Genomic DNA, 23529 nt, shown 5'->3' with positions numbered 1-23529 from the left:
GCCGTGGGCTTGTTTTCGCTTCGGGGGGTGGGATAAGTGATGGGCATGCCAAGACTCGCCGTCGCGCTGCGTGCGCTCGCCCTGCCCGTTGCCGCTCTGTTGGCCGTCGCCCCGTCCGCTCCGGCGCAGGCGAAGCCGGAGCCGAAGGCTCCGAAGGAGTTCGTGGCCCTCGGCGACATCGATCCGACGATCCTGCAGGAGATCCGCTACTTCACGCCGCACAACTTCACCGGCGATCCCGTGGACGGTTACCGCCGGCCGATGTGCATCCTGACCCGCCCGGCCGCCGAGGCGCTGCACCGGGCACAGGGGCAACTCCTGGAGCGCGGCTACACGTTGAAGGTGTACGACTGCTATCGGCCGCAGCGCGCGGTGAACGACTTCGTGGAGTGGGCCAAGGACCTCGGCGACCAGCGGATGAAGGGCGAGTTCTATCCGGAGGTCGACAAGACCCGGCTGTTCGAGGACGGCTATATCGCCGAGAAGTCGGGGCACAGCCGGGGCAGCACCATGGACCTGACGATCGTGCGGCTGCCCGCGCTGCCCACCCGGCCCTATGTGCCGGGCGAGAAGCTGGTGCCGTGCTACGCGGCCAAGAAGGACCGCTTCCCGGACAACTCGGTGGACATGGGGACCGGGTACGACTGCTTCGACACGCTCTCGCACACACTCGATCCGCGGATCAAGGGCGTGCAGCGGGCCAACCGGCTGCTGCTCAAGGGCACGTTGGAGAAGCTCGGGTTCGTCAATCTGGCCGAGGAGTGGTGGCACTACACCTACAAGCCGGAGCTGTTCCCGGACACCTACTTCGACTTTCCGGTCTCGCGCCGCTCGTTGACCGGCTGAGCCTCACAGCCGTCCCCCGGCGGTGTCCGAGGACAGCCGCTGGGCGATGTGGACGGGGATCACGGACGCCAGGATGAGGAGCGCGGCGACGACGTTGACGACGGGGGCCTGGTGGGGTCGGGCCAGGTTCTCGTAGATCCAGATGGGCAGGGTGCGGGTGCCGGGCCCGGCGGTGAAGGTCGTGACGACGATCTCGTCGAAGGAGAGCGCGAAGGCCAGCAGTCCGCCCGCGAAGAGCGCCGAGCGCATGGCGGGGAAGGTGACGTACCGGAAGGTCTGCCAGGGGCGCGCCCCGAGGTCCGCGGACGCCTCGGCCAGCGAGGGCGCGATACGGCGCAGCCGGGCGCCGATGTTGTTGAAGACGATGACGACGCAGAAGGTGGCGTGCCCGACGACCACCGTGAACAGGCCGAAGCCGATGCCGATCGGGTCGAGGACGGTGCGAAAGGCGGCGTTGAGGGCGATGCCGCTGACGATGCCGGGCAGCGCGATGGGCAGGACGAGCAGGAAGGACACGGTCCGCCGTCCGAAGAAGCGGTGGCGGTGGACGGCGTACGCGGCCAGGGTGCCGAGCACCAGGGCGATCGCGGTGGCGGCGAGGCCGGCCTTGAGCGAGGTGAGCAGGGCCTGGCGGGCGCCCTCGCTGTGCAGGGCGGCCCGCCACCAGCGGCCGGTGAGGCCGCTGGGCGGCCAGCCGAAGGAGCGGTCGGTGTTGACGGAGTTGAGCAGCACCAGCAGCAGCGGGACGTAGACGATCGCGAGGCCGGCCGCGGTGACACAGCCGAGGACCACCCGGGCGGTGCGCGAGATGCGCATCTGTCCACCTCCTGGAGCGACTGGAGCGATAGGGCGGCTGGGGCGATAGAGCGACTGGAGCGATAGGGCCGCTGGAGCGGCTAGAGCGAGTCGAGGGCGCCCGCACGGCGTACGGCGGCCAGATAGCAGACGATGAGGACCACGGGTACGGCCGAGAGCGCGGCGGCCATCGGCAGGTCCAGGGTGACCTGCGAGGCGATGACATTGCCCAGCAGCTGGGTCTTGCCGCCCACGATCTGCACGGTGAGGTAGTCGCCCAGGCTGAGCGAGAAGGTGAAGACGGATCCGGCGAGCACGGCGGGACGTACGGCGGGCAGGACGACGGAGCGCAGGGTGCGCCAGGCGCCGGCGCCGAGGTCGGCGGAGGCTTCCAGCATCCGCTCGGGGAGCCGTTCGAGGGCCGCGTACACCGGCAGGATCATGTAGGGCAGCCAGAGGTAGGCGAGCACGATGACGACGGCGGTGGTGCCGTAGCCGGGTCCGTGCAGCCCGAACGGGGCGAGGGCGGCGCCCACCACGCCGTCCTCGCCGAGCATGACCCGCCAGGCGTACGCCTTGACCAGATAGCCGGCCCACAGCGGGGTGAGGACGGCGACCAGCAGCGGCCGCCGCCAGCGCCCGCCCGCGACCCGTGCCATGAAGAAGGCCATGGGCAGGGCGAGGAGCGCGTCGACGACGGTGACGGCGGCCGCGATGGACAGGGTGCGCAGGGCGATGGTGCGGTAGACGGGGGTGGTCAGCAGCTCGTGGAAGTTGTCGGTGTTCCAGGTGCGGACGACATCGGAGGTGAAGGAGTCGGTGGCCCAGAAGGCCGACAGCAGCAGGATGGCGAGCGAGCCCAGATAGGCCAGGGTCAGCCAGAGCAGGGGCGGGGCGAGGAGCGCGGTCAGCCGCAGCCGCGAGCCTGGGGTGGGCGCGGCGGGCATCTCAGCCCTTGACCTCCGTCCAGGCCCTGGTCCACTGGGCGTAGTCGGTGCAGTCGGTGTCCTTACGGCCGTCGAGGCACTGCTTGATGGGCGTGGTCCAGAAGTGGACGCGCTGGAAGTACTTCTCGTCGTCCGCGTGGAAGATCGCGCAGTGGTCGGGGGCGGCGGTCTCGGCGCACGCCTTACGGTTGGACGGAGCCTCGCCGAAGTACTCGGCGACCTGGGCGTTGACCTTGGGCGAGACGATCCAGTCGAGCCACTTGTAGGCGCAGTTGGGGTGCTCGGCCTTGGCGGAGACCATCCAGGTGTCGGACCAGCCGGTGGCGCCCTCCTTGGGGAGCACCGCCTTGACCGGGGCCTTCTCGGCCTGGGTGAGGTTGGCGATGACCTGCCAGCTGGTGCCGATGACGCTGTCGCCGCCCTTGAAGGCGGTAATCTCCTTCTGGTAGTCGCTCCAGTACTCCCCCACCGCCTTGTGCTGCTTCTTCAGCAGGGCCACGGCCGCGTCGAGTTGCTTCTGGTCGAGCGCGTAGGGGTTCTTGATGCCGAGCGAGGGCTTGGCGTGCATCAGATAGAGCGCGGCGTCGGCGATGTAGATGGGCGAGTCGTAGGCCGTGACATGGCCGTCGTACCGCGCGGCGTCGTCGAAGACGGCGCGCCAGGAGTCGGGCGCCGAGGTGACCTTGTCGGTGCGGTACATGAGGAGGTTGGCGCCCCGGCCGTGCGGAATGCCGTACATCCGGCCGTCCTTGGAGTTGAACGGCTGCTGTTTGAGGGCCGGGAAGATGTCCTTGTAGTTCGGGACCAGCTTGGTGTTGACGGGGGCCGCGTCGCCGGAGGCGATGAGGCGCAGGGTGGCGTCGCCGGAGGCGGAGACCGTGTCGTACTGCCCGGTCTTCATCAGCGAGACCATCTCGTCGGAGGTGCCGGCCGTCTTGGTGTTCACCTGGCAGCCGGTCTTCTTCTCGAACGGGTGGACCCAGTCGACCTTGGGGTCGTTGGAGCCGTCCTCGGCGTAGCCGGCCCAGGCGATGATGTTGACCTTGCCTTCGCCCTTACCGAGCTTGTCGGGTGCGTGGCCGCCCTTGTCGTCGTCGTTTCCCGAACCGCATCCGGCGGCGGTCAGCAGCAGCGCGCAGATGGCGGCCGCGGACCTCCACGCAGACGTCTTCCGTTTCCGCATCTGGTCCTCCTCGTCCCGCTTGGCACTTGAGGCTCGGCCAGTATCAGGCGGGTGGTATGCCCCCGCCAGGGTGCCGTCGGCAATGACAAGGTCAACTCGGTACGGGGAAGGCATCCCGTTCGTCCCAGGAAAGCCCGATCTCGCCGCCCGGGCGTGCGGATTCGGGGAGTCCGGTGAGGTTCTGGCGGAGCACGGTGAGCCGGTCGCCGTGCGGAAGCACGATGGTGAAGCGGGTGTGCGCCCCGGCGTGCACGATATCGGTGATGCGCCCGGTGACGGTCCGGCGGCCGTCGGCGGACTGCCGGGCGGACGGTTCGGCGGACTGCAGGGCGGGCACTTCGGCGGACTGCCGGGCGGACGGTTCGGCGGGGTCGGTGAGCAGGATCCGCTCGGGCCGGATGGAGTAGGTGCCGGGGCGGCCCACGACGCGGACCGCGGCCTCCCCGCGCAGCAGGTTGGTGGTGCCGACGAAGCCCGCGACGAAGGCGGTGGCGGGGCGTTCGTACACCTCGACCGGCGGACCGGTCTGTTCGATGCGGCCGTCGCGGACCACGGCGATGCGGTCGCTCATGGTCAGCGCCTCGTCCTGGTCATGGGTCACCAGGAGAAAGGTGATGCCGGTGGTGCGCTGGAGCTCCTTGAGCTCGGTCTGCATCTCCTGCCGGAGCGCCAGGTCGAGCGCGCCGAGCGGTTCGTCGAGCAGCAGCACGGCGGGCCGGTCGACGAGCGCACGGGCGAGGGCGACGCGCTGGCGCTGGCCGCCGGAGAGCTCGGTGGGGCGGCGGGAGGCGAAGCCGTCCAGCCGTACGGTGGCCAGCGCCTCGTGGGCACGGGCGAGCCGCTCGGCCTTGCGGACGCCGCGCACGGTCAGCGCGTAGGCCACGTTCTGCTCGACGCTCATCTGCGGGAAGAGCGCGTAGTCCTGGAAGACGGTGTGCACATCGCGGCGGTTGGGGGGAGTAGCGGTGACGTCGTCCCCGGCGAGTTCGATACGGCCGCCGGTGGGCTGCTCGAACCCCGCGATCAGGCGCAGCAGGGTGGTCTTCCCCGAGCCGGAGGGCCCGAGCAGGGTGAAGAACTCGCCCTCGTGAACGGTGAGGTCGACGGCGTCCACCGCGCGCACCGTCCCGAAGTCCTTGGTGACGGCCTCCAGCCGGACGGCCGTGCCGGTCCGCGTCGTGGCCCGGGCCTGCGTCTGCGTTTCCGTCTCCGTCTCCGCCACCGACCGCTCCCCTCGCCCTTCGGCTGATCAGGACCGTGATCGCGGTCACTGTACCGGGGTTACGCGCGCTACGGTCCCCGTGCCACACTTCTGACACATCGTCAGTTACCAGGTATCGGGAGGGGCCGTGTCCCCCACGCGTGTGCCCGTGGTCGACGGGTGGTTCAGCTCCGAGGGCGGGGAGTTCCGGCTGCTGGGGACGGGCTGCCGGGGCTGCGGGGCGGTGTACTTCCCGCGGGAGGACGTCTTCTGCCGCGCCCCGGGCTGCGCGGGCAGCGAGCTGGCGGAGGTGCCACTGTCCCGGCGCGGCCGGGTGTGGTCCTACACCGACGGCCGCTACCGGCCGCCCGTCCCCTACCCGTCAGGACCCGAGGGCGAGTGGCGGCCGTACACCCTGATCGCCGTGGAGCTGGCCGCCGAGCGGATGGTGGTGCTGGGGCAGGGCGCCCCCGGGGTGACCGTGGCCGATCTGGCCGTCGGGATGGAGGTCGAGGTGGTGCCCGGGGTGCTGGGCGAGGAGGGCGGGCGCACCCTCACCACCTGGCACTGGCGGCCGGTCGCCGGGGAGGCGTCATGACCGGTGAGGTGGCGGTGCTCGGCGCCGGGATGCACCCGTGGGGGAAGTGGGGCCGCGGCTTCGTGGAGTACGGCACGAAGGCGGCGCGGGCCGCGCTCGCGGACGCCGGGCTCGAGTGGTCCGCGATCCAGTCCGTGGTGGGTGCCAACACCGTGCGCTGCGGCTATCCCGGTCAGGTCGCGGGCGCGACCTTCGCCCGGGCGCTGGGCTGGCAGGGCGCCCGGGTCACCAGCGTGTACGCGGCCTGTGCGTCCGGCGCGCGGGCCATCGACACCGCCCGCGCCCAGATCCTGGCCGGTATGGCGGACACGGTTCTGGTGGTGGGCTCCGACGCGGCGCCCAAGGGCTTCTTCGCCCCGGCGGGCGGTGAGCGGCCGGACGATCCGGACTGGCTGCGCTTCCGGGTGCTGGGCGCCACCAACCCCGCCTATTTCGCGCTCTGGGCCCGCCGCCGGATGGCGATGTACGGCGACACGGCCGAGGACTTCGCGCGGGTGAAGGTGAAGAACGCGGCCGCCGGCGCCGCCAATCCGTACGCCCGCTACCGCTCCCCCGTCACCGCCGAGGAGGTCGCCGCGTCCCCGGTGGTCGCCGATCCGCTGCGGCTGCTGGACATCTGCGCGACCTCCGACGGGGCGGCGGCGCTGGTGCTCGGCAGCATGGAGACGGCGCGGCGGCTCGGGGTGAGCCGCCCGGTGCGGATCCGCGCGGTCTCCTCCGTCTCCCCCAGCCATCCGCGCACCGCGCTGGATCTGCCGGACATCGCCACCGACTCGGCCCCGCCGGGCTCCCCCGCGTCCGATCCGTTCCGGCCCTCCATCGCCCGGGCGGCGTACGAGGAGGCGGGGCTGGGGCCGGAGGATCTGTCGCTGGCCGAGGTGTACGACCTGTCCACCGCCCTGGAGCTGGAGTGGTACGAGGACCTCGGGCTGTGCGAGCCCGGGGAGGGCGCGAAGCTGCTGCGCGAGGGGGCGACGGCGCTGGGCGGGCGGATTCCGGTCAACCCGAGCGGCGGGCTGGCGTCCTTCGGGGAGGCGGTTCCGGCGCAGGCCATCGCCCAGGTATGCGAGCTGACCCAGCAGTTGCGCGGGCAGGCGGGCGAGCGGCAGGTGGCGGGGGCGAGCGCCGGAATCACCGTGAACCAGGGGCTGTTCGGGCACGGCTCATCGGTCGTCGCGGTCCGCTGAGCGGTGCCCGAGGGGGCGCCGGTGCCGGGGCAACGTCCTTACGGTTGTCACGAACACCGTTGCCGTCCATCACCTTGACGCCCCCTGACCACCGGTGAACACTGCTGCGGTGTCAGTCGGCGTCGCCGCGCGCAGGCTCTTCTGACGTTCACCCCCCATGGGCGATTCCGATGCACCCGCACGCTCGAAACGACCCAGCACGGAGGACCGGGGCCACCCGCCCCGGGCGAGGTCCTAGGAGCCGACATGAGCAATGGGGACATCTTCACCGGTGAGGTCATCGGCACCGCGATACTGATTCTCTTCGGGGCGGGCGTGTGCGCCGCCGTCACGCTGAACGGCTCCAAGGCCAAGGCGTCGGGGTGGATCGTCATCGCCTTCGGCTGGGGCTTCGGCGTCATGGCGGGCGCCTACACCGCCGCCCCGCTGTCCGGAGCCCATCTGAATCCGGCGGTGACCGTGGGCGTCGCCGTGGACACCGGCGACTGGGACAAGGTGCCGCTCTACATCCTCGGGCAGCTGATCGGCGCCGTGATCGGCGCGGTGCTGGCCTGGGCGCTGTACTACGCGCAGTTCGCCGCCAACGCGGACGAGAAGACCGCCCTTCCCACGCTCGGGGTCTTCTCCACCGTCCCGGAGATCCGGAACCCGGTGGCCAACCTCGTCACCGAGATCATCGCGACGGCCGCGCTGGTGCTGCCGCTGCTCGCGTTCGGCCAGGTCGACGGCATCGGGATCGGACCGGTCGCCGACGGCGGCGGCACCGTGGTCCTCGGCTCGGGCATCTCCGTGCTGCTCGTCGCGTTCCTGGTGGTCGGCATCGGCCTCTCCCTGGGCGGGCCCACCGGCTATGCCATCAACCCGGCGCGCGACCTCGGGCCCCGCCTCGCCCACGCCCTGCTGCCCATCCCCAACAAGGGGACCTCCGACTGGGGTTATGCCTGGGTCCCGGTGGTGGGCCCGCTGATCGGGGCCGTGCTGGCGGGTCTCGTCTTCAACGCAGCCTTCTGACCGAAGGAGACGCCATGCCGCATCCGACGGACACCTACGTCGCCGCGATCGACCAGGGCACCACCTCCAGCCGCTGCATCATCTTCGACCGCGACGGCGCCATCGTCGCCGTCGACCAGCGCGAGCACCGCCAGATCTTTCCCAAGCCCGGCTGGGTCGAGCACGACGCCACCGAGATCTGGGCCAAGGTGCAGGCCGTGGTGGCCGGTGCGCTGGCCAGGGCGGGGCTTCGGGCCGACCAGCTGACCGCGCTGGGCATCACCAACCAGCGCGAGACGACGGTCCTGTGGGACCGCCGCACCGGCAAACCGGTGCACAACGCGATCGTCTGGCAGGACACCCGCACCTCGGGACTGTGCGACCAACTCGGCGGCGAGGTGGGCCAGGACCGCTTCCGGGACACCACCGGGCTGCCGCTCGCCAGTTACTTCTCCGGGCCCAAGGCCGCCTGGCTGCTGGACAACGTCCCCGGGCTGCGCCACCGTGCCGAGCAGGGCGAGATCGCCTTCGGCACCATCGACTCCTGGCTGATCTGGAACCTCACCGGCGGCACCGACGGCGGAGTGCACGTCACCGATGTCACCAACGCCGGACGCACCCTGCTGATGGATCTGCGGACCCTCCAGTGGGACCCCTCGATCCTGGCCGCCATGGGCCTGCCCGAGGCGATGCTCCCGGAGATCCGCTCCTCCGCCGAGGTGTACGGCACGGCGGTCGGGCAGCTGGCCGGTGTGCCGGTGGCCTCCGCGCTCGGCGATCAGCAGGCCGCCGTCTTCGGCCAGACCTGCTACGGCGTCGGCGAGGCCAAGAACACCTACGGCACCGGCAGCTTCCTGCTCCTGAACACCGGTGACCGCCCGGTGCCGTCCAAGAGCGGGCTGCTGACCACGATGGGCTACCAGCTCGGCGGTGAGCGGCCCGTCTACTGCCTGGAGGGGTCGATCGCGATCACCGGGGCGCTGGTGCAGTGGTTCCGCGATCAGCTGGGCATCATCCGCTCCGCCGACGAGATCGAGCCGCTCGCCGCGAGCGTGGACGACAACGGCGGGGCGTATATCGTCCCGGCCTTCTCGGGTCTGTTCGCCCCGTACTGGCGCTCGGACGCCCGAGGTGTGATCACCGGCCTCACCCGCTATGTCACCAAGGCGCATCTGGCCCGTGCCGTCCTGGAGTCGACCAGCTGGCAGACGCGCGAGGTGGTCGACGCGATGTACCAGGACTCCGGGGTGCGGATCAGCTCGCTCAAGGTCGACGGCGGAATGACGGCGAACGGCCTGCTGATGCAGCATCAGGCCGATGTGCTGGGCGTCCCGGTGATCCGCCCGGTGGTCGCCGAGACCACCTGCCTGGGCGCGGCGTACGCGGCCGGGCTGGCCACCGGCGCCTGGCAGGACCTCGACGAGCTGCGGGCCCACTGGAAGCGGGACACCGAGTGGACCCCGGGGATGTCCGAGGAGGACAGGACGCGCGAGTACGGCAACTGGCGCATGGCGGTGGAGCGCAGCTTCGGCTGGCACAAGGAGGAGCAGCCGGCCGAGGGCTCCTGAGCCGCGTACGGTGCCATCGCTCGCGAACGGCGGCCCGTACCCCGGACGGCGGGGTACGGGCCGTGCCGCGCGGTCAGCCCCGGGGGGCGGTGGCCAGCATCGCGTGCTCCACCACCGAGATCAGCACATGCTTGACCGACTCGCGCTCCCGGGCGTCGCACAGGACCACCGGGGTGCCCGGGTCGAGGTCCAGCGCGTCGCGCACCGAGTCCTCCGGATAGCGGTCGGCGCCCTGGAAGCAGTTGACCGCCACGGTGAAGGCGATGTCCCGCCGTTCGAAGTAGTCGATGGCGGCGAAGCAGTCCTCGAGACGGCGGGTGTCGGCCAGCACCACGGCGCCCAGCGCGCCGGTGGCCAGCTCGTCCCACAGGAACCAGAAGCGGTCCTGTCCCGGGGTGCCGAAGAGATACAGCACCAGGTCCTCGCGGAGCGTGATGCGCCCGAAGTCCATGGCGACGGTGGTGGTCGTCTTGGACTCCACCCCCGCGATGTCGTCGACCGGCCGGCCCGCCTCGGTGAGCAGTTCCTCGGTGCGCAGCGGCCTGATCTCGCTGACCGCCCCCACCAGGGTCGTCTTGCCCACCCCGAAGCCGCCCGCCACCAGTATCTTCAGCGTGACCGGTTCGACGACATGCGGGCGGACCAGGTCAGAGTGCCCGTAGCCCATTGATCACCTCGCGCAGAATCCTCTCGTCCGGCAGTTCCGCCGGAGGTACGGGCCGCGACACTCGGACGAGTGCGGCGTGGAGCAGATCGCCGATGAGCACACGGATCACGCCGATCGGAAGGTCGAGCTCCGCCGCCAGTTCGGCGACGGACTGCGGACTGTCCCGGCTCAGCTCGACGATGTCGATGTGCTCCGGGGACAGCGTCTGGTCGGCGACGGACCGGTGGTTCGCGCTCTCGGCGACGACGACCGCGATCAGATCCAGCTTCTCCTCCGCGGCGCTGCGGGTGCGTCCCCGCGTCATCGCATACGGTCTGACCACCGGTCCCGCCGCGTCGTCGAACCACCGGGCGGCGCTTTCCGGGTCTCCGCTCATCTTCCCCCGGCCTCCGTCACCCGCTGGAGCGCGGAGCCGAGCCCAGATGCACGCCGACCCGTTTGACCAGCAGCGTCATCTCGTATGCTATCTGGCCCACATCGGAGTCGGCGTCGGCGAGGACGGCGAGACAGCTGCCGTCGCCCGCCGCGGTGACGAAGAGGAAGGCGTCGTCGAGTTCGACGATGGTCTGGCGGACCCGGCCGACGTCGAAGTGGCGGCCGACGCCCTTGGCGAGGCTGTGGAAGCCGGAGGCGACGGCGGCCAGGTGCTCACCGTCCTCCCGGGACAGATCGCGTGAGCCTCCGGTGGCGAGCCCGTCCCCGGAGAGCACCAGCGCCTTGCGGATGCTGCCCACTCTGCCGACCAGTTCATCGAGCAGCCAGTTGAGTTCGCCCGTTCCATTGGGCGAGCCATTGGATGCTGCGGCGTTCGATGCGGTCATCGACCGTCCCCCTCATGTGTCGTTCCCGGGCTGACGCCCGCATCGCCGGATCCGGTGGCCGACTGCCGCCGACCGCGCTGCCAACCCCGTTGGAGCGAGGCCATGGTGGCCCTCGCCTGCTCGGCTTCGCGCTCGGGATCGATCTCGGCAGCGGTTTTGTCCGCCTCGTCCGGGGGTGCGGGGTCGTTCTTCAACTGCGGGGCCAGGCTGGCCTGCCGTACCCGCTTGGGGAGGCCGGAGGCCGCCCGCTGGGTGGGCACCGGGCTCTGCTCCGGGCCCTTGCGCTCCGGCCCCGTGCGCCGCGGGCCCTGGTTCTGGCCCTGGGCCTGGTCCTGGCCCTGGCGTTCGGAGCGGTCGGCCCAGGACGGCTGTCCCGGGCCCTGCGAACGGGTGTGCCGTCCGCCGGACGTGCCCTCGACCGGTCGGCCGTGGTCGGCGACCAGTACCGGCGGGACACGGCGGGGCAACGGCGCGGGGCCGCCGCCCGGTGCCGGGTCCGGGCCGTCCGGAGTCTGCTGATGCTGCTCGACGGTGGACGGGGCGGGCCCGGTGCGCGCGGACTGACGCGCCTTCAGGCCGCGGGCCCGGAAGATCCCGCCCACTTCCTCGTCCTCGTCGGCGCCGTCGTGACCCTCATGTGCGAAGGACGAGGTGAGGGAGGCGAGCTGCGAGGCCTGCTCGGCCTCGTCCACGGGCCCGAGCCGGACGTCGCCCACGCCGCGCCGCGTGGTGTCGGCGAACCGCCCGCCGGTGTCCCGGTCGCCGCTGTCGCGGTCGTCGCTCTCCCCCCGGCCGCCCTCGTCGGTGAGCAGGTTGGAGGGGATGAGCACGATGGCCGTGGTGCCGCCGTACGGGGAGGGCTGCAGCGAGACCCGCACCCCCTGCCGCTGGGCGAGCCGGCTGACCACGAACAGTCCGAGCCGGTCGGTGTCGGAGAGCTGGAACTCGGGGGTCTCGGCGAGCCGGAGGTTGGCCTCCAGCAGCGCGTCCGGCGTCATGCCCAGACCGCGGTCGTGGATCTCCAGGGTGAAGCCCTTGGCGACCCGCTCGCCGTGCACCTGGACGGCGGTGTGCGGCGGCGAGAAGACGGTCGCGTTCTCCAGGAGTTCGGCGATCAGGTGGGTGAGGTCGCCGACGGCCGGGCCGACGGCCGCGATCCGGGGCAGCCGGCGGATCTCGATCCGCTCGTAGTCCTCCACCTCGGCGACGGCGGCGCGCACGACGTCCATCAGCTGGATCGGTTTGCGCCACTGCCGGGAGGGGGCGGCGCCGGAGAGGATGACCAGACCCTCGGCGTGCCGCCGCATACGGGTGGTCATATGGTCCAGGCGGAACAGATCGGCGAGCTCGTCGGTGTCCTCGGTGCGCCGCTCCATCGTGTCCAGGAGGGTGAGCTGACGGTGCAGCAGCACCTGGCTGCGGCGGGCGAGGTTGACGAAGACCTCGGAGACGCCCTGGCGCAGTTCGGCCTGTTTGACCGCGGCCTCGACGGCGGCCCGCTGGAGGGTGTTGAGGGCCTGCCCGACCTGTCCCATCTCGTCGGGGCCGTAGTCCAGCCGGGGCGCCTCGGTCTCCACGTCGATCTGCTCGCCCGCGCCGAGGCGGCGCATCACGCTCGGCAGCCGGACGCTGGAGACCTCCTGGGCGTCCCTGCGCAGCCGGGACAGATCGCGGACCAGGCTGCGGCCGATCCGGAACGAGACGAAGACCGAGACGATGAGCGCGATCAGGCCGAGGACGCCGGCGATCCCCGCCTTGAGCAACACGCTGCTGGCCACCGGGTCGATGCGCTGCTTGAGCCGGTCGGTGGCCTCGTCGCCCAGCCGGTCGTAGTCGTTGAGGACGGGGTGGGCCGCGGCCTCCCAGTGCTCCTGGTCCAGGGCCCTGATGGCCGTGGTGGGGTCCATCGAGGAGAGCACCTTGCCCTCGGCCACCCGGAGGGCGGCGGGGGCGGCGTTGGTGCGCCGGTAGTCGGCGAAGACCTTCTGCTCGGAGTCGGGGAGGATCGGCAGGTTGATCTCGTAGAGCAGGGTGCGCTCGGCGATGAGGTCGGACATCGCCTGGAGGTCCGACATCGTCATCTTGCGCGCCGTCAGCGCCGAGACGTACAGCGCGTCCTCGCGGGAGAGCGCCTCCCGGGCGCGGATCATGGCGACCAGCGCGCGGCCCTGTTTGTCGAGGTCGGTGTCGGGCACCGCGTGGAGGGAGCTGCGGAAGGTGTAGCAGAGGTCGACGAGCTTGTTGTAATACTCATATGCCTGGGTCGAGGAAATGCCGTCGTCCTCGACCTTGCGGCGCAGGCTGTCCAGCCCGTCGGCCGCCTTGAGGATGTTGTCGAGCTGTTCCTCGGAGTCGTCGTTCATCTTGCCGTGCATATCGCCGTCCGACTCGGCGGCCCGTAGCTTGTCGATGGCCTGGTCGGTTTTGCGCTGCAGGGAGTGGAGCACGGGCAGGGCGTCCGACTGCCGCGGATCGGCCAACAGGATGAGCGTCTGGCGGCGTTCCTTCTGGACGGCGTGCACCGCGTCCTCGGCCGGCCGGCCCGCCTTGTCGATGATGTCGGCCGCGTCCAGCAGCTGGATCGCCTCGCGACCGGTGATCACCGTGGCGAAGGCCCATATCGCCGTCAGCGACACGAGCGGCACCAGCAACAGCGCCACGATCTTCCTGCGGATGGACTTACCGCGAAAGCGCATGGCCTCCCTAACGTCAACCCCGAATTCCGGGGGCCGTGTTCCGAGTTCCGACAACGAGCGGCGCGAGCCTACTACTGCCAGTTGGACATATCGAAGGCATGTCCACTTGATGCAGGGAACTCCTTACACTGCGTGATCAGGAGTTGTCGGGCGATTCCCCGACTTACCCCCCGCGCTCGGGGCTCTTCTCCCGGGCACCGCATGCCGCCATTCGGCCGCGGTTGGCTGGTTTTCCCCTCCCCAGGGGAACCCCGGGTCGGTGCCATTCGTGATCCGTAGGGGCACACTAGGGGGGCATACAACCCAAGTCCCGCTATCTGACTCGGCCGCACCGGGGCAGCCTTGGAAAGGGGTGGGAGCGTCATGGACGCGATGGACAAGGATCGCGACATCCCGGCACACGGGGCCCGGCCGTTGTGGACCGAGGAGCCGGCGCGCAGGCGGCGGCTGCCCGATCCCGTCCGCGCCGCGGCGGTGCGGGCGGTCATCATCATCGCCGTGACGCTGGTTCAGACGATGGTCGCGCTCCTGTGCACGCTGGCCGGCTCATGGTCCGCCTTCCCCACCGTGCTCGCCACGGTGGCGAGCACGGTGGTGGCGACCTGGGGCGTGCTGGACGTATGGGTGACCCGGCAGGTCTGGCGCCAGCGGTACGGAGTGGTGTCCCGGCCCAGCAGCACGGCCCGGGAGATGCGCCGGCAGCGCCGCCGGGCCGGTGAGGCGGAGCCGGTCACCTCCCGGCCGGCTGCGGAGCGCGGGCCAGCTCGCGGCGCAGCCGCATAAAGGGCCTGGGCCGGTCGACGCCGAGGGCGGCGGTGGAGATCCCGCCACGTTCGTAGACGGCGAGGAAGCCGCCCCCGTCGGCCGGGGCGCCCTCGACGATCCGGACGGTGTCGCCCGATGCGCGCCGCCCGGCGTACTGGATACGGGCGCCGTACTGGTCGGACCAGAAGTAGGGCAGCGCCTCGAAGGGTTCGACGGTGGCCCCGGCGAGCAGATTGCGGGCCGCCACGGCGCCCTGCAGCATTCCGCTGGTCCAGTGCTCGGCCCGGACGGTGCGCGCGGTGCCAGGCTGGGCCAGCCGGGCCACGTCCCCGACGGCCACGACATTGGGCAGCGCGGTGACACAGCCCTCGTCGCACCGCACCCCGTCCTCCAGGGCCAGACCGGAGCCTTCCAGCCAGCCGGTGACGGGACGCACCCCGACGCCGACGACCACCACATCGGCGGGCAGCACGCGCCCGTCGGTGAGTTCCACGCCGGTGACCCGGACGCTGCCGCGCAAGCCCGCGACGCCGGTGCCGCACAGCAGGGTGGCCCCGCCCCGCGCGTGCAGCCCGGCGCACACCCGGGCCATCTCCTCGCCCAGTTGGGGCACCAGCGGCAGCGGCGCGGCCTCCACAACGGTGACATCGAGCCCGAGGGCGGCACAGGAGGAGGCCACTTCGGCGCCGATGAAGCCCGCGCCGATCACCACCACCCGGGCGGCGCCCGCGCGCAGCGCGGCGCGGAGCCGGGTCGCGTCGTCGAGGGTGCGCAGGGTGTGCACCCCGTCCAGCCGCGGAAGGGGCAGCGTCCTCGGGGTCGCCCCGGTGGCGATGACGACGCCGTCGGTGCGCAGCGCGCGGCCGCCGGTGAGGCGGATCTCCCCGGCGGCGGTGTCCAGCGCCTCGGCCCGGACGCCGAGCAGCCATTCGGCGTCGAGTTCGGCCTCCTCCTCGGGGTCGGTCAGGGCGAGGCGGCCGGGCCCCTCGCCCGGATCGCCGTCGCCGGTCAGGAACTCCTTGGACAGCGGCGGGCGGTCGTAGGGGCGGTGGCGCTCCTCCCCGACGACGACCAGCCGCCCGTCGTATCCCAGCGAGCGCAGGCCGCGCGCCGCGTGCAGTCCCGCGAGCGAGGCCCCGACGACCGTGACCGTGGTGAGCGTCCGGGCCGTCGTCATGCGACGGCTTCTTCCGGTGCCGCGTGCACGGGCTCGCCGGGAACGGTGCGCACCGCGGGGTGGACATACAGCATTCCGTCCACGACCGTGACAGCGTGGGTCCGTACGGGCTTGCGGGCGGGCAGACAGGTCGGCTCGCCGGACCGCAGATCGAACAGCGCGGCGTGCAGCGGGCATTCGACGTAGCAGCCCTCCAGCCACCCATCGGAGAGGGAGGCGTCCTGGTGGCTGCAGGTGTCATCGATGGCGTAGAACGCTCCGTCGGTGTGGAACACCGCGATCGCCACGGTGGCGTCGCCGGCCTCGACACGCAGCGACTCACCCTCCGGCAAGTCCTCGATACGGCAGACGGGAATCATTGGCCCCCCTCACGTTGATCGGTATCATGCGTTGTGGATAGTGCACTGAAAAGCGCGATGCGCAACAGAATCCAGATCGGGAAGGCAGCCGTCAAGAGTTCCCCGGACCGAGGGGCCCCACGCAGAGCCACCGGATGGTGAGATCAGAACCATGACGAACACGACCGAGGATCGGGCCGAGGAGAAGCGGGGGGCCGCCGGGGCAGTGCAGTCGGTGGACAGGGCGGTGAGCGTCCTGGAGATCCTTGCCAGGCTCGGCGAGGCCGGAGTGACCGAGATCGCCGACGAGCTGGGGGTCCACAAGTCGACCGCCTTCCGGCTGCTCGGCGTTCTGGAGAACCGCGGACTCGTCGGGCAGGAACGCGACCGGGGGAAGTACTACCTGGGCGCCGGGGTGCTCAGACTCGCCGGCGCCGCCGCCATCCGCCTGGACATCTCGCAGGAGGGCGCCCCGGTGTGCCGGGCGCTGGCCGACGAGACCGGCGAGACGGCCAATATCGCCGTTCTGGACGGGGACGCGGCGGTCAACATCATGCAGGCGCGCGGCGCCGCGGCGGTGACCGCCTTCAACTGGCTGGGGCGGCGCACCGCGCTGCACGCCACCGCGAGCGGCAAGGTGCTGCTCGCCCACCTGTCGGGCGAACGCCGGGAGCGGCTGGTGACGCGGAAGCTGCCGCGGTTCACCGAGCACACCATCACCACCTCCGCCGAGCTGCGGCAGCAGCTGGAGACGGCGGCCGAGCGCGGCTACGCCTACTCCTGCGAGGAGTTGGAGATCGGGCTGAACGCGGTGGCGGCGCCGGTGCGCGGCCACGACGGCGCGCTCATCGGGGCGATCGGCGTCTCGGGCCCGGCGTACCGGATGGCGCAGAGCCGGCTGCCCGATCTGGCCGAGTACGCCGTGAAGACCGCCGAGGAGCTGTCCCGGCGGATGGGCTTCCCCGGCTGAGCCGCCGCATCACCCCACCCACCCGACGAGGGGGCCGGACGACTCCGGCCCCCTCGTCGCGTCTGTGGCCAGGGGCGCCGGGGAGCGTGTGATCGACGCGAAACCCCCAGTCAGCGCCGGTTTACAGGCGGTTTTCGCGAACCCCTTGACCGCACGGGGCGGCGACTTTCAGGATGTCTCTCATCGCGCAACATGCCGCGCTATACGCAACTGGGTGGTAACCGGCGGCCGTTGGAACGGCCTCGGCCTCACCCTCCATCGAGGCAGTCATGCCAGCTCCCGTGCACCGGTCCCTGCGATCGCAGGAGAACAGAGGAGTGAGCCATGCCGCAAGAAGCCCGCGCCGTCGTCGCGGTCAAAAAGGGCGCCCCCGTGGAGGTGCTGCCCGTGCTCGTGCCCGAACCCGGCCCCGGTGAGGTGCTGGTGGGAGTCCAGGCGTGCGGGGTGTGCCACACCGACCTGCACTACCGGGACGGCGCGATCAGTGACGAATTTCCCTATCTGCTCGGACACGAGGCGGCCGGAACGGTCGAGGCCGTGGGCCCCGGCGTCACCGGACTCGCACCCGGTGACTATGTGGTCCTGGCCTGGCGGGCGCCGTGCGGCGGCTGCCGCTCCTGCCGCCGGGGCCGCCCGTGGTACTGCTTCGACAGCCGCAATGCCGCCCAGCCGATGACCCTGACCGACGGCACCCCGCTCAACCCGGCGCTGGGCATCGGCGCGTTCGCCGAGAAGACGCTGGTCGCGGCGGGACAGGCGGTGAAGATCGACCCCTCGGCACGCCCCGAGGCGGCGGGCCTGATCGGCTGTGGGGTGATGGCCGGCTACGGCGCGGCCGTGCACACCGGCGGGGTGTCCAACGGCGACACGGTCGCGGTCATCGGCTGCGGCGGCGTCGGCAACGCCGCGATCGCCGGGGCCGCGCTGTCCGGGGCGCGCCGGGTGATCGCGGTGGACATCGACGACACCAAGCTGGACGCGGCCACCCGCTTCGGCGCCACCGACACCGTCAACTCCCGTGGTACGGACCCGGTCGAGGCGGTGCGCGAGCTGACCGGGGGCTTCGGCGCCAATGTGGTCATCGACGCGGTGGGCCGTCCGGAGACCTACACCCAGGGCTTCTACATGCGCGATCTGGCCGGGGTGCTGGTGCAGGTCGGGGTGCCGGATCCGGAGATGCGCATCGATCTGCCGCTGATCGATCTGTTCTCGCGGGGCGGTGCGCTCAAGTCCTCCTGGTACGGCGACTGCCTGCCCAGCCGCGACTTCCCGGTCCTGGTCGACCTCCATCTCAGCCGCAAGCTGGATCTGGACGCGTTCGTCAGCGAGACGATCACGCTGGACGAGGTCGAGACCGCGTTCGCCAAGATGCAGCGCGGCGAGGTGCTGCGGTCGGTGGTGGTTCTGTGAACACCCAGAACAAGCGTGTCGTCATCGTCGGGGCCGGAATCGTCGGCTGCTCGCTCGCCGATGAGCTGACCGCCCGCGGCTGGCAGGACATCACCGTCCTGGAGCAGGGCCCACTGCTCGCCCCCGGCGGCTCGACCTCACACGCCCCCGGCCTGGTCTTCCGGACCAGCCCCTCCAAGACCCTGACCGACTTCGCCACCTACACCGTCGAGAAGTTCTCCTCCCTCGAGGTCGACGGGCTGTCCTGCTTCAACCCGGTGGGCGGCCTGGAGATCGCCACCAGCGAGGAGCGCTGGGCCGATCTGCACCGCAAGGCCGGGCTGGCGGCCTCCTGGGGCGTACGGGGCGAGCTGCTCGGCCCGGCCCAGTGCGCCGAGCTGTGGCCGCTGCTGGACGCGGACCGGATCCTCGGCGGTTTCCACACCCCGGACGACGGGCTGGCCCGGGCGCTGCTCGCCTCCCGCGCCCAGATGGAGCGGGCCACCGCGCACGGCGCCCGCTTCCTGGACCGGCACACCGTCACCGCCATCGAGCGGGAGGACGGCCGGGTGACCGCCGTCGTCACCGACCGGGGCACCTTCCCCGCCGACATCGTGGTCTCCGCCGCCGGGTTCTGGGGCCCGCTGATCGGCGCGATGGCGGGGGTCCCCGTCCCCCTGCAGCCGCTGGCCCACCAGTACGCCAGGACCGGGCCGCTGCCCGAGCTCGCGGGACTCAACGACCCCCGTACGGAGGCGAGCCGGCCGATCCTGCGCTTCCAGGACCGCGACCTCTACTTCCGCGAGCACACCGACCGCATCGGCATCGGCAGCTACGCCCACCGCCCGCTCCCCGTCGAGCCGGCGCGGCTGCCCGCGTACGACGAGGCCCCGGTGATGCCGTCCTCCCTGCCCTTCACCGCCGAGGACTTCGCCCCCAGCTGGGCGGACAGCGTCGAACTGCTCCCCGCGCTCGGCGCGAGCCGGGTCGAGGAGGGCTTCAACGGCGTCTTCTCCTTCACCCCCGACGGTATGCCGGTCATCGGCGAGTCCCGCGAGGTGCGCGGCTTCTGGCTGGCCGAGGCGGTGTGGGTGACCCACTCCGCGGGCGTCGCCCGGGCCGTGGCCGAGTGGCTGACGGACGGACGGCCGGGCATGGACGTCCACGAATGCGATCTGTACCGCTTCGAGGACGCGCAAGCCTCTCCCGCCTATGTCGCCGAGCGCGGAGCCCAGAACTTCGTCGAGGTCTATGACGTCATCCATCCGCTGCAGCCGATGGAGCAGCCGCGTCCGCTGCGGGTCAGCCCCTTCCACGTCCGGCAGCGGGAGCTGGGCGGGTACTTCCTGGAGGCCGCGGGCTGGGAGCGGCCGCACTGGTACGAGGCGAACGCCCCGCTCGCCGAGTCCATCGACCTGCCGCCGCGCGACGCCTGGTCGGCCCGCTACTGGTCGCCCATCGCCGCCGCCGAGGCAAGGGCCACCCGGGAGCGGGTCGCGCTGTACGACATGACCCCGCTCAAGCGGCTGGCGGTCACCGGGCCCGGGGCGCTGGACTTCCTGCAGCACATGACCACCAACCAGCTGGCGAAGAAGCCCGGTGCGGTCACCTACACCCTGCTGCTGGACGAGGCCGGGGGCATCCGCAGCGATCTCACCGTCGCCCGGCTGTCGGAGCGCCACTTCCAGGTCGGCGCCAACGGCGGACTGGACCTGGACTGGCTGCTGCGCCACGCACCCGATGACGTCCATGTCTCCGACATCACGCCCGGCACCTGCTGCATCGGCGTGTGGGGCCCACTGGCCCGGGAGCTGGTCCAGCCGCTGACCCGCGACGACTTCTCGCATGAGGCGTTCGGCTACTTCAAGGCCCGGCAGACGTATATCGGCCATGTCCCGGTGACCGCGATGCGGCTGTCCTACGTCGGCGAGCTCGGCTGGGAGCTGTACACCACCGCCGACATGGGGCTGCGGCTGTGGGACACCCTGTGGGAGGCGGGACAGCGCCACGGGGTGATCGCCGCCGGGCGCTCGGCCTTCAACAGCCTGCGGCTGGAGAAGGGCTATCGGGCCTGGGGCCATGACATGACCACCGAGCACGATCCCTACGAGGCCGGGGTCGGCTTCGCCGTCCGGATGAACAAGGGCGACTTCGTCGGGCGCGCGGCGCTCGAGGGCCGCGGCGAGCAGACGGCGGCGCGCAGGCTGACCTGTCTCACCCTGGACGACCCGGCCGCGGTCGTCATGGGCAAGGAGCCGGTGTACGCCGATGGCGTCCCGGCCGGCTATGTGACCAGCGCGTCCTACGGATACACCATCGGCCGGACCGTGGCCTACGCCTGGCTGCCCGCCGCGGCCGCCGTGCCCGGCACCGCGGTCCACATCGAGTACTTCGGCGAGAAGGTCCCCGCGACCGTCGCCGCAGAGCCCCTCTTCGACCCGCGCATGGAGCGGATCCGCCGCTGACGCGAGCGCGTGCCCCGCTGACGCGAGCGCGCGCCGAGAGCGTGTGTCACGAGCGCCCGCGGGCGCGGGAATCGACCGCTTGGAGGACCCCTGATGGCCCCCGTCCACGCTGTGATCGTCCCGGGCCCCGGCGGCATGGGCCCGGCCGCCGCCCACCCCCTCGAACTCTTCGACCCCCGCCGGCTGATCGCCGCACCCGCCTGAGGAGAACCCCATGACCGTGGCTCCCGAGTCCCCCGCCGCCACGACCCCCAGTCTGCTCGCCACTCTCCCCGGCCATTGGTACACCGCTCCCGGGATCTTCCGGCGGGAGCAGGAGCACCTCTTCGAGGCCATGTGGTTCTGCGCGGTGCGCGGGGCCGATCTGGACCGGCCGGGTGCGTTCCGCACCGTGCAGATCGGCCGGGAGAACGTGCTGATCACCCGCAACCGGCGGGGTGAGCCGCGGGCGTTCCTCAACATCTGCCGGCACCGCGGCGCCCGGCTGTGCACCGAGGAGTCCGGGACGGTGCGGCGCTCGCTGCAGTGCCCGTACCACGCCTGGACCTACGATCTGGACGGCAGGCTCACCGCCGCCCCCAACCTTCAGAAGATGCCCGATATCGACCGGGTCGAGCGCGGACTGGTGCCGGTGCGGCTTCGCGAATGGCTCGGCTATGTCTGGGTCTGCCTGGCCGAGGAGCCACCATCGTTCGAGGAGACGGTCATCGGGGCGGTGGCCGACCGGCTCGGCGACGCGGCATCCGTGGAGCGCTACGACGTGGCGGGGCTGGCGCTGGGCCGCCGGATCTCCTATGACGTCCGGGCCAACTGGAAGCTGATCGTCGAGAACTTCATGGAGTGCTACCACTGCGCGACGATCCATCCCGAACTCACCGACGTACTGCCGGAGTTCGCCGACGGCCTCGCGGCGCAGTACTTCGTGGGGCACGGCGCCGAGTTCGCCGAGGAGGCCCAGGGGTTCACGGTGGACGGCAGCGAGGGGTTCGGCCGCATCGCCGGGATCGCCGAGGAACAGGACCGCCGCTACTACGCGATCACGGTACGGCCGCAGGTCTTCCTCAACCTGGTCCCCGACCACGTGATCGTGCACCGGATGTTTCCGCTCGCCCCCGATCGCACAGTGGTCGAATGCGACTGGCTCTACGCACCCGAGGTGGTGGCGTCCGAGCGGGATCTGTCGAAGTCGGTGGAGCTGTTCCACCGCGTCAACGCCCAGGACTTCGACGCCTGTGAGCGCACCCAGCCCGCCATGGACTCCCGCGCCTACCGCGACGGCGGGGTGCTGGTCCCCAGCGAACACCACATCGGCGCCTTCCACCGATGGGTGACCGACCATGTCCCGACCCCCGACGCGGAGGAATGCCCGTGACGGACCTCTTCATCGGTGGCCAGTGGACCCAAGCGATCGACGAACGCACCCGTGAGATCCGCTGCCCGGCCGACGGATCGCTGGTGGCGGTCGTCGACGAGGGCGGCGGCAAGGACGCGGCCGAGGCGGTGGCCGCCGCCCGGCAGGCGTTCGACCAGGGGCCCTGGCCCCGAACTCCGGTCGGGACGCGCGGCGATCTGCTGCTGCGCGTCGCCGATCTGGTGGAGCGCGACAAGGCCGGGCTCGCCCGCGCCGAATCGCTGGACACCGGGAAGCGACTGGCCGAGAGCGAGCTGGACATCGACGGAGTGGTGGCCTGCTTCCGCTACTACGGACAGCTGGTGCGCACCGAGGCGGACCGGATCGTGGACACCGGCACCGAGCACACCGTCAGCCGGGTGGTCCATGAACCGGTCGGGGTCTGCGCGCTGATCACCCCCTGGAACTATCCGCTGCTGCAGACCTCGTGGAAGGTCGCGCCCGCGCTGGCCGCGGGCAACACCTTCGTACTGAAGCCCAGTGAGCTGACCCCCAGCACGGCGATCGCCCTGATGCGGCTGCTGGCGGAGGCCGGGCTCCCGGACGGGGTGGCCAATCTGGTGCTCGGCCCGGGTGCCGAGGCCGGGGCCCCGCTCACCGACAACCCCGATGTGGACATGGTGTCCTTCACCGGCGGCCTGCGCACCGGGCGCCGGATCATGGCCGCCGCCGCGGGCACGGTCAAGCGGACCTCGCTGGAGCTGGGCGGCAAGAACCCCAACATCGTCTTCGCCGACGCGGACTTCGAAACGGCCGTGGACTACGCGCTCACCGCGGTCTTCCTCCACTCCGGACAGGTCTGCTCGGCCGGGGCCCGGCTGCTGGTGGAGGACCGGGTGCACGACGCCTTCGTCGAGGAGGTGGTGCGCCGCGCCCGCGGGATCCGGCTGGGCGGGCCGTTCGACGAGCGGGCCCAGACCGGCCCGCTGATCTCCGCCGCGCACCGGGCCAAGGTCGAGGCGTATGTGGCGACGGGGCTCGCGGAGGGCGCCCGGCTGCGCTGCGGCGGCGCCCGTCCCGACGATCCGGCCCTGGCCGACGGCTACTACTTTCTGCCGACCGTCCTCGACCGCTGTCACAGCGGTATGTCGGTGCTGGCCGACGAGTCCTTCGGGCCGGTGCTCACGGTGGAACGTTTCGCCGGTGAGGACGAGGCGGTGCGGCTGGCCAACGACACCGTGTACGGGCTCGCCGGAGCCGTATGGACCGGCGACGAGGGGCGGGCGCAGCGGGTGGCCTCCCTGCTGCGGCTGGGCACCGTATGGATCAACGACTACCACCCCTATCTGCCGCAGGCGGAGTGGGGCGGGTTCAAACAGTCGGGGAGCGGACGGGAGCTGGGGCCCTGCGGGCTCGCGGAGTACCGGGAGGCCAAGCACATCTGGCGCAATACCCGGCCGCGGCCGCAGGGCTGGTTCGCCTGACCGGTGAATCCGCCCCCGGGCCCGGGGGCGCGGGGAGGCGGCGAGGGCCCGCGCTGCGCCATTCGGGTGAGCTCCGGTCAAGGAGATTGCC

The 23529-nt window shown here is 71.5% G+C and carries 21 protein-coding genes; 11 read left to right on the top strand and 10 right to left on the bottom strand.

All coding sequences use genetic code 11. From position 1 onward, the window contains the following. Positions 1-45: 45 nt before the first annotated feature. Positions 46-846: a M15 family metallopeptidase gene (locus J8403_RS37750; RefSeq protein ID WP_211128630.1), complete on the top strand. Its 801-nt coding sequence runs from the start codon at positions 46-48 to the stop codon at positions 844-846. A gap of 3 nt (positions 847-849) precedes the next feature. Here the strand turns inward: J8403_RS37750 and J8403_RS37745 are convergent, their stop codons facing one another. The 4 genes from J8403_RS37745 to J8403_RS37730 form a co-directional block, all read right to left on the bottom strand. After that, on the bottom strand, positions 850-1662 hold the full coding sequence (locus tag J8403_RS37745; RefSeq protein WP_211127106.1) for an ABC transporter permease: 813 nt from the start codon (positions 1660-1662) through the stop codon (positions 850-852). 80 nt (positions 1663-1742) lie between these two features. Beyond that, complete coding sequence (locus tag J8403_RS37740; RefSeq protein WP_211127105.1) at positions 1743-2588, bottom strand: ABC transporter permease; 846 nt, start codon at positions 2586-2588, stop codon at positions 1743-1745. A 1-nt stretch (position 2589) separates the two neighbouring features. Beyond that, positions 2590-3771: an ABC transporter substrate-binding protein gene (locus J8403_RS37735; protein WP_211127104.1), complete on the bottom strand. Its 1182-nt coding sequence runs from the start codon at positions 3769-3771 to the stop codon at positions 2590-2592. A 91-nt stretch (positions 3772-3862) separates the two neighbouring features. Further along, complete coding sequence (locus J8403_RS37730; RefSeq protein WP_281427970.1) at positions 3863-4993, bottom strand: ABC transporter ATP-binding protein; 1131 nt, start codon at positions 4991-4993, stop codon at positions 3863-3865. A 127-nt stretch (positions 4994-5120) separates the two neighbouring features. Here J8403_RS37730 and J8403_RS37725 point away from each other — a divergent pair, with 127 nt between their 5' ends. The 4 genes from J8403_RS37725 to glpK all read left to right on the top strand — a co-directional run bounded on the left by J8403_RS37725 (position 5121) and on the right by glpK (position 9315). Then, a complete protein-coding gene (locus tag J8403_RS37725) occupies positions 5121-5570 on the top strand; it encodes a Zn-ribbon domain-containing OB-fold protein (RefSeq protein WP_211127103.1) in 450 nt (149 codons plus the stop codon). Further along, positions 5567-6757 (top strand): lipid-transfer protein, encoded by a 1191-nt coding sequence (locus J8403_RS37720; RefSeq protein ID WP_211127102.1) that lies wholly within the window; start codon positions 5567-5569, stop codon positions 6755-6757. The genes J8403_RS37725 and J8403_RS37720 overlap by 4 nt, the downstream gene beginning before the upstream one ends. Positions 6758-7003: 246 nt before the next feature. Beyond that, positions 7004-7768: an MIP/aquaporin family protein gene (locus J8403_RS37715; protein ID WP_211127101.1), complete on the top strand. Its 765-nt coding sequence runs from the start codon at positions 7004-7006 to the stop codon at positions 7766-7768. Between the two features lie 14 nt (positions 7769-7782). Then, entirely contained in the window at positions 7783-9315 is a 1533-nt protein-coding gene (glpK, locus tag J8403_RS37710) for a glycerol kinase GlpK (protein ID WP_211127100.1), read from the top strand. Positions 9316-9388: 73 nt separating this feature from the next. Here glpK and J8403_RS37705 read toward each other — a convergent pair whose 3' ends face one another. From J8403_RS37705 to J8403_RS37690, 4 genes are read right to left on the bottom strand one after another with little or no spacing between them, the layout of a single operon-like run. Continuing rightward, entirely contained in the window at positions 9389-9982 is a 594-nt protein-coding gene (locus tag J8403_RS37705; protein WP_093468899.1) for a GTP-binding protein, read from the bottom strand. Further along, entirely contained in the window at positions 9963-10358 is a 396-nt protein-coding gene (locus J8403_RS37700; RefSeq protein WP_211127099.1) for a DUF742 domain-containing protein, read from the bottom strand. The genes J8403_RS37705 and J8403_RS37700 overlap by 20 nt, the downstream gene beginning before the upstream one ends. A gap of 16 nt (positions 10359-10374) precedes the next feature. Then, on the bottom strand, positions 10375-10803 hold the full coding sequence (locus tag J8403_RS37695; protein ID WP_211127098.1) for a roadblock/LC7 domain-containing protein: 429 nt from the start codon (positions 10801-10803) through the stop codon (positions 10375-10377). Further along, positions 10800-13499: a sensor histidine kinase gene (locus J8403_RS37690; RefSeq protein WP_211127097.1), complete on the bottom strand. Its 2700-nt coding sequence runs from the start codon at positions 13497-13499 to the stop codon at positions 10800-10802. Before J8403_RS37690 ends, J8403_RS37695 begins: the two co-directional genes overlap by 4 nt. Positions 13500-13841: 342 nt before the next feature. Between J8403_RS37690 and J8403_RS37685 the strand changes: the two genes are divergently transcribed. After that, positions 13842-14282, top strand: a complete 441-nt coding sequence (locus tag J8403_RS37685; protein WP_425519857.1) for a hypothetical protein — start codon at positions 13842-13844, stop codon at positions 14280-14282. Here J8403_RS37685 and J8403_RS37680 read toward each other — a convergent pair. Both J8403_RS37680 and J8403_RS37675 read right to left on the bottom strand, forming a co-directional pair. After that, on the bottom strand, positions 14230-15441 hold the full coding sequence (locus J8403_RS37680; protein ID WP_211127095.1) for an NAD(P)/FAD-dependent oxidoreductase: 1212 nt from the start codon (positions 15439-15441) through the stop codon (positions 14230-14232). The genes J8403_RS37685 and J8403_RS37680 overlap by 53 nt on opposite strands. Next, positions 15438-15800, bottom strand: a complete 363-nt coding sequence (locus J8403_RS37675; RefSeq protein ID WP_211127094.1) for a bifunctional 3-phenylpropionate/cinnamic acid dioxygenase ferredoxin subunit — start codon at positions 15798-15800, stop codon at positions 15438-15440. Before J8403_RS37675 ends, J8403_RS37680 begins: the two co-directional genes overlap by 4 nt. A 151-nt stretch (positions 15801-15951) precedes the next feature. Between J8403_RS37675 and J8403_RS37670 the strand changes: the two genes are divergently transcribed. From J8403_RS37670 to J8403_RS37650, 5 genes are all read left to right on the top strand, one after another. Then, positions 15952-16749 (top strand): IclR family transcriptional regulator, encoded by a 798-nt coding sequence (locus tag J8403_RS37670; protein WP_059145443.1) that lies wholly within the window; start codon positions 15952-15954, stop codon positions 16747-16749. Positions 16750-17073: 324 nt separating this feature from the next. Further along, complete coding sequence (locus J8403_RS37665; RefSeq protein ID WP_211127093.1) at positions 17074-18159, top strand: S-(hydroxymethyl)mycothiol dehydrogenase; 1086 nt, start codon at positions 17074-17076, stop codon at positions 18157-18159. Next, the gene (locus tag J8403_RS37660; protein ID WP_211127092.1) at positions 18156-20603 is read left to right on the top strand and encodes a GcvT family protein; all 2448 of its coding nucleotides are present in this window, start codon (positions 18156-18158) and stop codon (positions 20601-20603) included. The genes J8403_RS37665 and J8403_RS37660 overlap by 4 nt, the downstream gene beginning before the upstream one ends. Positions 20604-20817: 214 nt before the next feature. Then, positions 20818-21975 carry an aromatic ring-hydroxylating oxygenase subunit alpha gene (locus J8403_RS37655; protein ID WP_211127091.1) on the top strand — a complete coding sequence of 386 codons (1158 nt, stop codon included), beginning with the start codon at positions 20818-20820 and terminating at the stop codon, positions 21973-21975. Then, positions 21972-23438 carry an aldehyde dehydrogenase family protein gene (locus J8403_RS37650; RefSeq protein ID WP_211127090.1) on the top strand — a complete coding sequence of 489 codons (1467 nt, stop codon included), beginning with the start codon at positions 21972-21974 and terminating at the stop codon, positions 23436-23438. Before J8403_RS37655 ends, J8403_RS37650 begins: the two co-directional genes overlap by 4 nt. Positions 23439-23529: the final 91 nt, after the last annotated feature.

This window comes from Streptomyces yatensis (assembly GCF_018069625.1).
In the GTDB taxonomy this organism is placed as follows: Bacteria; Actinomycetota; Actinomycetes; order Streptomycetales; family Streptomycetaceae; genus Streptomyces; species Streptomyces yatensis.
This window is presented reverse-complemented; position numbering and strand designations above follow the sequence as displayed.

What these genes read in the sequence shown, in the direction of transcription:
- J8403_RS37750 (WP_211128630.1), top strand. Translation starts at nt 46, where the DNA reads ATGCCAAGACTCGCCGTCGCGCTGCGTGCGCTCGCCCTGCCCGTTGCC.
- J8403_RS37745 (WP_211127106.1), bottom strand. Translation starts at nt 1,662, where the DNA reads ATGCGCATCTCGCGCACCGCCCGGGTGGTCCTCGGCTGTGTCACCGCG.
- J8403_RS37740 (WP_211127105.1), bottom strand. Translation starts at nt 2,588, where the DNA reads ATGCCCGCCGCGCCCACCCCAGGCTCGCGGCTGCGGCTGACCGCGCTC.
- J8403_RS37735 (WP_211127104.1), bottom strand. Translation starts at nt 3,771, where the DNA reads ATGCGGAAACGGAAGACGTCTGCGTGGAGGTCCGCGGCCGCCATCTGC.
- J8403_RS37720 (WP_211127102.1), top strand. Translation starts at nt 5,567, where the DNA reads ATGACCGGTGAGGTGGCGGTGCTCGGCGCCGGGATGCACCCGTGGGGG.
- J8403_RS37715 (WP_211127101.1), top strand. Translation starts at nt 7,004, where the DNA reads ATGAGCAATGGGGACATCTTCACCGGTGAGGTCATCGGCACCGCGATA.
- glpK (WP_211127100.1), top strand. Translation starts at nt 7,783, where the DNA reads ATGCCGCATCCGACGGACACCTACGTCGCCGCGATCGACCAGGGCACC.
- J8403_RS37705 (WP_093468899.1), bottom strand. Translation starts at nt 9,982, where the DNA reads ATGGGCTACGGGCACTCTGACCTGGTCCGCCCGCATGTCGTCGAACCG.
- J8403_RS37700 (WP_211127099.1), bottom strand. Translation starts at nt 10,358, where the DNA reads ATGAGCGGAGACCCGGAAAGCGCCGCCCGGTGGTTCGACGACGCGGCG.
- J8403_RS37695 (WP_211127098.1), bottom strand. Translation starts at nt 10,803, where the DNA reads ATGACCGCATCGAACGCCGCAGCATCCAATGGCTCGCCCAATGGAACG.
- J8403_RS37690 (WP_211127097.1), bottom strand. Translation starts at nt 13,499, where the DNA reads ATGCGCTTTCGCGGTAAGTCCATCCGCAGGAAGATCGTGGCGCTGTTG.
- J8403_RS37680 (WP_211127095.1), bottom strand. Translation starts at nt 15,441, where the DNA reads ATGACGACGGCCCGGACGCTCACCACGGTCACGGTCGTCGGGGCCTCG.
- J8403_RS37675 (WP_211127094.1), bottom strand. Translation starts at nt 15,800, where the DNA reads ATGATTCCCGTCTGCCGTATCGAGGACTTGCCGGAGGGTGAGTCGCTG.
- J8403_RS37670 (WP_059145443.1), top strand. Translation starts at nt 15,952, where the DNA reads ATGACGAACACGACCGAGGATCGGGCCGAGGAGAAGCGGGGGGCCGCC.
- J8403_RS37665 (WP_211127093.1), top strand. Translation starts at nt 17,074, where the DNA reads ATGCCGCAAGAAGCCCGCGCCGTCGTCGCGGTCAAAAAGGGCGCCCCC.
- J8403_RS37655 (WP_211127091.1), top strand. Translation starts at nt 20,818, where the DNA reads ATGACCGTGGCTCCCGAGTCCCCCGCCGCCACGACCCCCAGTCTGCTC.